Raw genomic sequence first — 8094 nt, 5'->3', positions numbered from 1 at the left:
CAGGAAGCAAAATAATAAGCGCCAGGTAGCTTAACGGGACAGGTATGTCCAAACCGAAAAAACAAGCTAAAATTCGCTCCAAAAACCTTTAACTAATGGGTACCATCTACTAAAAAAAGCAAACCCAGACCAACGGCCAACTTAAGAACAGCCACTTTTTCATTCCCCCAGCGCTAAAAAATAAAAAAGGGAAAACCATTCCCCATAATTACCCTAACTCCCAGCACCCGTTCGTTCAACACTGCATTCAGACTAGGCTGTTCCAGCCGTCAGAATGCTTAGTTATTGGAAGCCGTTTTATGAATTATCCTAGCAAGATACTTTCCATTTCTGTACGGTTAAATTTAATTTTAAATAGTGAAGCTTATGGTCGCACTCTTACATATTTCTGAAGCTTTCTAGGTCCAGGCTCTCCACCATAGAGATTACCATATTTGTCTACCGCAACAAATTCTGCTCCATTAGTAGTCTTGACACGAGGATCACCTGTTGGCAACATGATGAAATAGTGCACCCATCCCATATGGGCATCCCCAATTCTAATCCCCATTTCCCAGCCAGGATTTTGCACATTATCAGATTCCGAATCTGAAACAAATATATTATCGTGTTCATCAAAGAATACACCACTGGGTTTTCCAAATTGGGTCCACTGGGCTATAAAATTTCCCTCCTGGTCGAAAACCTGTAGGCGGTTATTTCCCCTATCGGCTATAAATATTCTGCCTCGCAAATCAATATCCAGCCCATGTAAACTTTTGAATTCACCTGGACCATAACCAGTTTTTCCCCAGGACTTGATAAAGGTTCCATCACTGGAATATTTCATTATGCGATTGTTCGTGTTTTCACCATGACCATCAGCAATGAAGATGTCTCCGTTATCAGCTACGACTACATCGGATGGGGAATTGAATTCATACTCGTTATTTCCAGGAACCCCTGGGTTTCCCAGTACCATTAACACTTCACCCTTTGGATTAAATTTAATGACCTGATGTCCTCGTTTGTCTCCTTCGGGTATGCGATTATCTGAAACGGCCTCTGTTACCCATACATTACCATCGTTGTCCACATCGATGCCATGAGGCCAGATGAACATTCCACCTCCGAAACTCTCCACAACATTACCTTCCTGATCGAATTTGATAATCGGATCCAAATCTGAATCAAGACATTCATCACCGAAGCGCTCTGGTTCGGTTGCATCACATCTAATAACTGCCCATATATGTTCTCCATCAGGATCTATGGTTACTTTACCCACAGCTCCCATGGTTCTTCCGTTTGGTAACTTAGCCCAATTTTCTACCGTTCTATATGGATTTGGATAGGTCTGACCAAAACTTTGAGCCCCAGTAAACAACAAAATGAAGAATACTATCTTTTGAATTAATCTTTTCGTTAATGTTTTAAAGTTGGAATTCTTCATCTACTTTTGATTTTTTATAATGTTTGTTAAGGCACTCTTTATTTTACCAAATGGCATACAACGTTAAGTATAAGAGCGGTAGCTGATTAAAATGCAACTACTTTTCGGATAGCAAGATACCTAATTAAATGCAAAAAGCGGTTCGAGATTGCCTCAAACCGCTATTGCTTTTATACAATGTTATAGCCAGTCTTTCATTTTTTCATTGCTTCGACTTTTAATTCTTTCGGCAGTTTTTCAATGGCGTAACGAAGTGCTGTCCGTGGCATTATCTCTTTTTTAGATACCACATAATCAAAAACTTCCTTTTGGTTACTTTCACTTGCAGCTTTCAACATCCAACCATACCCTTTTTGCACCATATCGTCTTTATCTAGAAGTAAAATGTCTGCAATTTCAAATATTTCTTTCAGAAACAATCCCTTTCTTGCAGGTATAATCATTGTAACTGCAGAAGCTCTTTTTGTCCATCGATTAGATGATTTTGCCCATTTCTTTAATTCGTTAATATATTTGGGATACATCATTATAAATGATCCTATGGTATGATTACAAAGTGTATCGCAATCTGCCCAGTTGCTTACATATTTATTCACTAAACGTTTAAAAAATTTGAAGTCAGCGGGTTCGTATTGTTTCTTTAAAGACTCGGTAAACTTACAAGCAATTATCGCTTCTTCAAGGTACCCGGATTTCCATAGCTCTTCGCAAATATCAAAAACATCTTGTTTGGAATACGTCTTTATCTGTTTGTTAAATTCCTTTGCTATTTTGATGACTTCGGCGGTTTTAACTCCATAGACCAAAGCTTCCTCTCCTTTTTTGAAAAAACGACTCGCATTATTGCGTGTTTTAGTATCGGCATTATTTTGCAGTGCCAATCTTATACTATCCATCAGTTCTTCTTTCATCCGGTTGGATTTTTAACGAAGGTTCTTTTTGTAGTTGAGCAGCGTTTTAAAGTCTTGAAAGGATTCTTCGTCTTTTATGTTAACAATCAGCGGAATCAGTTTCCCTATTGGTCTTGCGCCTGAAAAAGTAGATTTAATTTCTTCGTTAAAACTTAAACCCAAAACACCGGGACGAGTTTTTTCAGTAAAATAAAAACTGGCTTTAATGAAATTCGCCCAGATGGAAATCCAAACAATCGTTTTTTTCTTGCAAGTAGCTTTTCCCAACCAAGCTTTTCCGTCTTTATAATATCTCCATTCAAGGTCAATTCCTGTTGTTATAAAGTTTTGGTCAATCTTCTTCATAATCTCATAGATGGACTCATCAAGAATACTCTTAAATAAAGTATCAGAAGGCTCTTGTACCGGATTTCTGAGAAGTTGATTGAAATTTTCTTCTTTCATTTTGATACTACAGTTTCCCTTACATTTATCCTTCAGGTAGGATTGGATTGCCTATAACGGTCAGGGCTTGTGGGCGGCGGGTTCTTTCGAAGCCGTTATCTTGCTGCCTTGACTGATCTATATCAAAGTACTGAACTTTTATTTTCCCGGGAACCGCCCGCTGACGCCAAGCTAAGGTTATGCTGCGTGATCTTCAATCTGTCTTATTTTATCGAGTTCACTTTGTTTTGAAATATTCTCTTCTTCTAGATCGAAGTCATCCTGAAGCCCTAACCAGAACTTAGCTGACGTCCCGAAAAATTTTGAGAGCCTCAAAGCAGTGTCGGCCGTTATCCGACGTTTTCCTTTAAGGATTTCGCTTACTCTGGTCTGTGGGATAAATGTTTCTTTGGAAAGCCGGTAAGCAGTTATTTCAAGCGGGGTTAAAAATTCTTCCTTTAGTATTTCCCCTGGATGTATGTTTTTTAATCTATCCATTTCTTAAACTTTATTAATGATAGTCTACAATTTGTGCTTTAAAAGCTGTGTCATTTTCCCATTTGAAGATGATTCTCCATTGTTTATTGATCCTTATGCTAAAATAGCCTTCCAATTTTCCACTTAACTTTTCTAAGTGATTTGCTGGTGGTATACGTAAATCATTGATGATTTGGGCGTTGTTAATCATCCTTAATTTTCTTCTTGCAACATTTTGGATTTCTCCGGGTAGCTTTCTGGATTGAATGCCATTCCAGATTTTTTCGGTTTCCTTGTCTCCAAAAGAATTTATCACTAGTTATTCTGTTTCACGTTACTAACGCTAAAGATAAGTAAAAGTTTCGGGTTTGAAAAATTTACAATGCAGCATAACGGGATTCAGCTTGGAGACGACGGGCATTCGGAGCTGTTCTCGTCATCACCTTACTTATCTTTCTAATGACACTGATTTTTATAGTTAATCGGACCTGCCTGCTGGATCCAAGGTGATGTTATGAGCTGGCCCTATACAATTCACCGTAGCTCTAATTTGTCAGGATTTTGTCTTGGATCCCAAACTGTTAGTATATTAATTGTTTCTCCGTCTACCTCGTAGAAAATTAAATAATCTCGGACTAATTTCTGACGAACATTTTCAATGTCCGTTGATCGACCCATTTCTGGAAAATTGGCAATTAGCTCTGTTGCGTCCTCAAACAAATCAATTAATTTTTCACTAAAGGATTCTGATTTGTTTCGGTTAGTCCAATACGCTAGAATTTCATTGAATTTCCTTTCGGCTAGAGGAGACCATTTTATTTTTTTAGCCATTTACGGACTTTTTTGAAAACTTCTTCTGAATCAATTCCTTCTCCGTTTTCGATTTGCTTCCTGGCTTCAGCTATTTCAGCTTTTTGTTTTTCATTTGTCACATAAACCGTATCGTCAAAGTCAACCTCAAGAAGCCTATAAATTTCATCAATGATATCCTTGTCATCAATTGATTTGATTTTTTCGATAAGCCTATTTTTGTGTTCGTCAGTTACCATACTCTAAGATACTGGTTTTTTTGTAATAAGTTCGTGAATCTTCCCTAGTGCAGGGCTTGCTCACAATCGGGTCAGGCGGGGGAATTTCACCCCTACCTTCCCACGGAACTCCCGAAAAATCGGGACAGGCTGTGCATGAGACTCTCACCTCACACTGCCTGCCCCGATGCATCGGGGGCTCTTTATGTTTATAAATCGCTCGGTCCTCCTAAGGTACCTAAGGTTGAACCAATTTCCAATTCGCAAACAGGCCCGGAGAGGACTTGTACTGACGCTTAAGCCATCTGACTGCTGCCATTTTGTACAATCCCTTCTCCCATTTGACCCATTTGAGTAGACGGTGGTTGAGTTGATTCCATACCTCACGCATGGATTCTCCTCTTAGCCTGTGATAGTAGTTGAGCAATCCTCTGACAACCGGGTTGAGCCGACGGGCAACCTCCTGAATGGGTTTGCGCCACTTGTGGATTGCCAGCTCCCTAAACTTTCCCAGTATCGATGCTCTGGATTGGATGCTCACAAACGTACCTGGCAACAGCATGCCCCTGCCTTTGATGGTCTGCATCAATGCTCTGATGGTAAAGCCCAGAAAATCATACTTCCGGGGATATTTTGTCGCTGACCAGCCCCGGAGGTTTACAATCTTCGTCTTTACGGGGTGCAATTCCAGATAGCAACTCTTCATACGCTGGCTGATTTGCCTAAGCATAAAAGGAATGCTCTACAACGATTAATATAAAAGCAGTAGCGGATAAAACGCACTAAGCCTTCCGAATTCAAGATACTAATTTAATCACAATAAGGGTTCGATATACCACTAGAACCGCTATTGATTTTATATATTGTTGTAGAGCGTTTTTCCTTGCTTTGAAAAATGTAGACAAGAATTTAAAAAGTATTCCGCCTCACATATTTGCGCTTTATGTTTCGGTTGCTGTCTGATATGCCTGACATCAGCAACTCTTTTTCATTGACTTCAATTTCCCAGCTTTCGGCTTCTACTCCTTCTTGATGAGGCAATAAGGTAATTTCTGGCCTATGTCCATGTATATGCCAATAGCCTGTGAGCCTTTTACCTTCTGGGTTAAAATTGATGTAAATCCTGTCCCATCGAATAAACAATTTGTGTTTGTTATTCCCATCAAAAGCCGCTAAAATAGATTGCTCATTTTCAGTGATATCGACTAAATCCCAGATGCCTTCAAGGTAATCGGCGGGGGACATGGGCAGCGTTTCAATGGGCACCAAAGTTACCTTTACGGGCATGCCTTCTTCGGTTCGTTCCCAAAACATTTTCTCCTTCTCAAAAGAAACCCTAAAACTACCGAACTCATTCGCCACATCTAAATCGACTTTAGGTGAGTATAAATTGTTTTCGGCATCATATTGCCAGCTACCTTGCCCGTTTTGTAGCCAACCGTTTCCCGCTTGGTAGGAGCCGTCGGAGTTAATCCTGAACCATTTGGCAACTGGGGTCATGCTTTCTTCACCAACCATTACTTTTTCTACAGCCCAAAAACCTATCACCTCTTCTTTTTGCGCATAGGTGCGAAACGAGAGAAGCAAAAGCATACATAGGGTGATAAAATTCAATTCCTTTTTCATGAGTTATTTGATTAAAATATTTACGATTTCTTGTGCGAGTTGTATTTCATGGGTACGGTTTCCCACATTGCTCAAAAAGCTGATGACGTAGGCTCCCTGATTGATATTGATGAGCATGGCTTTGTAGCCCTCCGTACTACCACCATGGATAATGTAGGGCTGTTGGATACCCAAATCCACCATTTTACTTTTGTTTTTTGCATCAATGACTACCCATCCGTAACCATAGCTGAATTGTTCATCTATTTCGGTCTGATGGTTTTGCTGCATCAACTTCAGTGAGGTTGCCGAGAGCCAACCTGGGTTATCCATCACCTGTGCCCATCGGTTGAGGTCGGAGGCCGTGGAAAATATCCTTCTGCCCAAGCTTAAATCAATGAATAGGTTTTGATGCCACTGCCCCGTTTCTTTTTGGTAATTGTAAGCGTTGGCTAGTTTCGGTATCACTATTTCGTTTTTGCTTTCGGAAACGGTGTGCTCTAGACCCAAGGGGCGGGTTAGTTTTTCATTTAGTAGCTCGCCAAATGGTTTTTGGTATGTTTCTTCCAATAAGATGGGTAACAAATGGTAGGCAAAATTGCTGTAATAAAACTGTTTCCCAGGCTGGTTGACAAGCTCAATTTTACTGATGAAATCCACATAGGATTCATTGGTGAACCGCAATCGCTTAAAGGGTAAAAAGTGGTTAAGTCGTAGAGGTTCGGAAACGGCATCATAATCGGGTAAGCCTGAACTATGGCTCAGCATGTGATGCAGGGTGATTTCAGGGTGAAAATTCCCTTCATAAGAAAAGCCGGAGAGCAAATCGACCAGTTTATCTTCCAAGTGCAATTTGCCTTCTTCTACCGCTTTTAAAACAAGTGCGGCAATCATCGATTTATTGACCGAAGCTATATCGAACTTTGTGTCTTGCTCAATGGGAATGTTCCAGCTTCTATCGGCTATACCCAAATAGCTTTCATAGAGAGTTTCACCTTTTTGTGTAATGACCACTCCCCCATGAAACAGGTCTTGTTGATTTTGCGCTTTGAAAAGTGAGTCAATCTTTTGCGTAAGATGCTGAAATGATTTGTGCGGAACTTCCTCTTTTTTTTGCCGGCATCCCATACTCACCAGCAGGCAAACTATTGTGAAAAGTGTAATTAGTATTTTCGTCATCGGCTTTCTTTTTATGCAAATATGAAAGTCGAAAATGAGGTTTTACGAATAGGAGGGTAGTTTAGGGACGAAAATCTGCCAGGAGGGATGAACAGCATCGTTAAGTGAGGAAGTGTTTTTGAAACTGCTTGGAGACAGGCACGTTTGCCCCATTAATTTCTATCTGCACTTTCCCTTTCAGTTGCTTCACTGCCTGAATGTTGCGCGTATTGACCAAATAACTCCTGTGAGATCGCTGAATTTCGGGGTGAGCCATTAACTCCTGTTCCAGTACTTTTAGCGGTTTGCGGATGAGATGATGCTTACCGCTGTTGTTGGAGATGTAAAAAATGGTGATATAGTTTTCGGAAGTGTTGGCGTACATGAAATCCTGTAACCTGACTTTCAATTGGTCTTTGCCATTTTCAGATTGGAACAACAGGTAATCCCCTTCAGTAGTCTTGGGCTTTGAAATTGCTTTTAAAGCTAAGTAAAAAGACAAAGGCAATATCATCATGAGGGGAAACTCTTTCATGATCAATCCATAGGCTTCGAGGTTCCATTCTTGCCAATTCCAGAAGAAATTAAACAGTAAAAAGATGAGTTGACTACCCAAAATCACCAAACCAGTGTACCACGCTACCACATGTGTAAGACTAGCAGTAGCCCATTTAGGCTTGAGCCAAGTTTCAAAGACTGTGAGATAAGCAAAAGTTAATACACCAAAACTGATGCTTCTAAAAAGGTGGGAATGCCCTGAATAGGATAATCCTTTTTGGATACCGTAAGCCTCAAAAAAGTATAGGAAATAGAATACTGAGAAGCCTGAAAGAATTCCAAGGAATATTGGGAAATAATGAGAGGAAAAGAGCTTTTTTGCTTTGAAAAATTCTGATGTCAGAAAGTATTTGGTCATCCTGAATTAAACTATCTTGGAAGGGTTTTTCTCGTATATATAAGGTGAAAAAGCTACGATGAAATCTGACAGTTAGGGATTAAATTTAGGTGTTGAATCTAATCATTAACCCCTAAAAACTGTCAGATGAATACAGAGACAAAA

Annotated in this window: 11 protein-coding genes; all 11 read right to left on the bottom strand. The window is 39.9% G+C overall.

Annotated features, from left to right (window positions below; translation table 11 throughout):
• Positions 1-364: 364 nt before the first annotated feature.
• A complete protein-coding gene (locus GKS34_RS23090; RefSeq protein ID WP_163387503.1) occupies positions 365-1432 on the bottom strand; it encodes a peptidyl-alpha-hydroxyglycine alpha-amidating lyase family protein in 1068 nt (355 codons plus the stop codon).
• A gap of 194 nt (positions 1433-1626) precedes the next feature.
• On the bottom strand, positions 1627-2343 hold the full coding sequence (locus tag GKS34_RS23085; RefSeq protein WP_163387501.1) for a DNA alkylation repair protein: 717 nt from the start codon (positions 2341-2343) through the stop codon (positions 1627-1629).
• A gap of 12 nt (positions 2344-2355) precedes the next feature.
• Positions 2356-2787, bottom strand: coding sequence for a DUF3788 family protein (locus GKS34_RS23080; protein ID WP_163387499.1), 432 nt, complete (start codon positions 2785-2787; stop codon positions 2356-2358).
• Positions 2788-2964: 177 nt separating this feature from the next.
• Complete coding sequence (locus GKS34_RS23075) at positions 2965-3264, bottom strand: HigA family addiction module antitoxin (RefSeq protein ID WP_162419590.1); 300 nt, start codon at positions 3262-3264, stop codon at positions 2965-2967.
• Positions 3265-3277: 13 nt separating this feature from the next.
• Positions 3278-3559, bottom strand: a complete 282-nt coding sequence (locus GKS34_RS23070) for a type II toxin-antitoxin system RelE/ParE family toxin (protein ID WP_163387497.1) — start codon at positions 3557-3559, stop codon at positions 3278-3280.
• Positions 3560-3777: 218 nt separating this feature from the next.
• Positions 3778-4074, bottom strand: a complete 297-nt coding sequence (locus GKS34_RS23065) for a type II toxin-antitoxin system RelE/ParE family toxin (RefSeq protein WP_163387495.1) — start codon at positions 4072-4074, stop codon at positions 3778-3780.
• Positions 4059-4292, bottom strand: coding sequence for a hypothetical protein (locus tag GKS34_RS23060; protein WP_163387493.1), 234 nt, complete (start codon positions 4290-4292; stop codon positions 4059-4061). The genes GKS34_RS23065 and GKS34_RS23060 overlap by 16 nt, the downstream gene beginning before the upstream one ends.
• A 217-nt stretch (positions 4293-4509) precedes the next feature.
• Entirely contained in the window at positions 4510-4977 is a 468-nt protein-coding gene (locus GKS34_RS23055) for a group II intron maturase-specific domain-containing protein (protein ID WP_205602140.1), read from the bottom strand.
• 203 nt (positions 4978-5180) lie between these two features.
• A complete protein-coding gene (locus tag GKS34_RS23050) occupies positions 5181-5897 on the bottom strand; it encodes a hypothetical protein (protein WP_163387491.1) in 717 nt (238 codons plus the stop codon).
• A 3-nt stretch (positions 5898-5900) separates the two neighbouring features.
• Positions 5901-7055 (bottom strand): serine hydrolase domain-containing protein, encoded by a 1155-nt coding sequence (locus tag GKS34_RS23045; RefSeq protein ID WP_163387489.1) that lies wholly within the window; start codon positions 7053-7055, stop codon positions 5901-5903.
• Between the two features lie 100 nt (positions 7056-7155).
• Entirely contained in the window at positions 7156-7680 is a 525-nt protein-coding gene (locus tag GKS34_RS23040; RefSeq protein WP_163387487.1) for a LytR/AlgR family response regulator transcription factor, read from the bottom strand.
• Between the last annotated feature and the right edge of the window lie 414 nt (positions 7681-8094).

Origin of the sequence: Cyclobacterium jeungdonense (assembly GCF_010994275.1) — a bacterium.
Classification (GTDB): domain Bacteria; phylum Bacteroidota; class Bacteroidia; order Cytophagales; family Cyclobacteriaceae; genus Cyclobacterium; species Cyclobacterium jeungdonense.
The sequence above is the reverse complement of the archived record's forward strand: the minus strand, read 5'-3'. Positions and strand labels throughout refer to the sequence as shown.

What these genes read in the sequence shown, in the direction of transcription:
- GKS34_RS23090 (WP_163387503.1), bottom strand. Translation starts at nt 1,432, where the DNA reads ATGAAGAATTCCAACTTTAAAACATTAACGAAAAGATTAATTCAAAAG.
- GKS34_RS23085 (WP_163387501.1), bottom strand. Translation starts at nt 2,343, where the DNA reads ATGAAAGAAGAACTGATGGATAGTATAAGATTGGCACTGCAAAATAAT.
- GKS34_RS23080 (WP_163387499.1), bottom strand. Translation starts at nt 2,787, where the DNA reads ATGAAAGAAGAAAATTTCAATCAACTTCTCAGAAATCCGGTACAAGAG.
- GKS34_RS23075 (WP_162419590.1), bottom strand. Translation starts at nt 3,264, where the DNA reads ATGGATAGATTAAAAAACATACATCCAGGGGAAATACTAAAGGAAGAA.
- GKS34_RS23065 (WP_163387495.1), bottom strand. Translation starts at nt 4,074, where the DNA reads ATGGCTAAAAAAATAAAATGGTCTCCTCTAGCCGAAAGGAAATTCAAT.
- GKS34_RS23060 (WP_163387493.1), bottom strand. Translation starts at nt 4,292, where the DNA reads ATGGTAACTGACGAACACAAAAATAGGCTTATCGAAAAAATCAAATCA.
- GKS34_RS23055 (WP_205602140.1), bottom strand. Translation starts at nt 4,977, where the DNA reads ATGAAGAGTTGCTATCTGGAATTGCACCCCGTAAAGACGAAGATTGTA.
- GKS34_RS23050 (WP_163387491.1), bottom strand. Translation starts at nt 5,897, where the DNA reads ATGAAAAAGGAATTGAATTTTATCACCCTATGTATGCTTTTGCTTCTC.
- GKS34_RS23045 (WP_163387489.1), bottom strand. Translation starts at nt 7,055, where the DNA reads ATGACGAAAATACTAATTACACTTTTCACAATAGTTTGCCTGCTGGTG.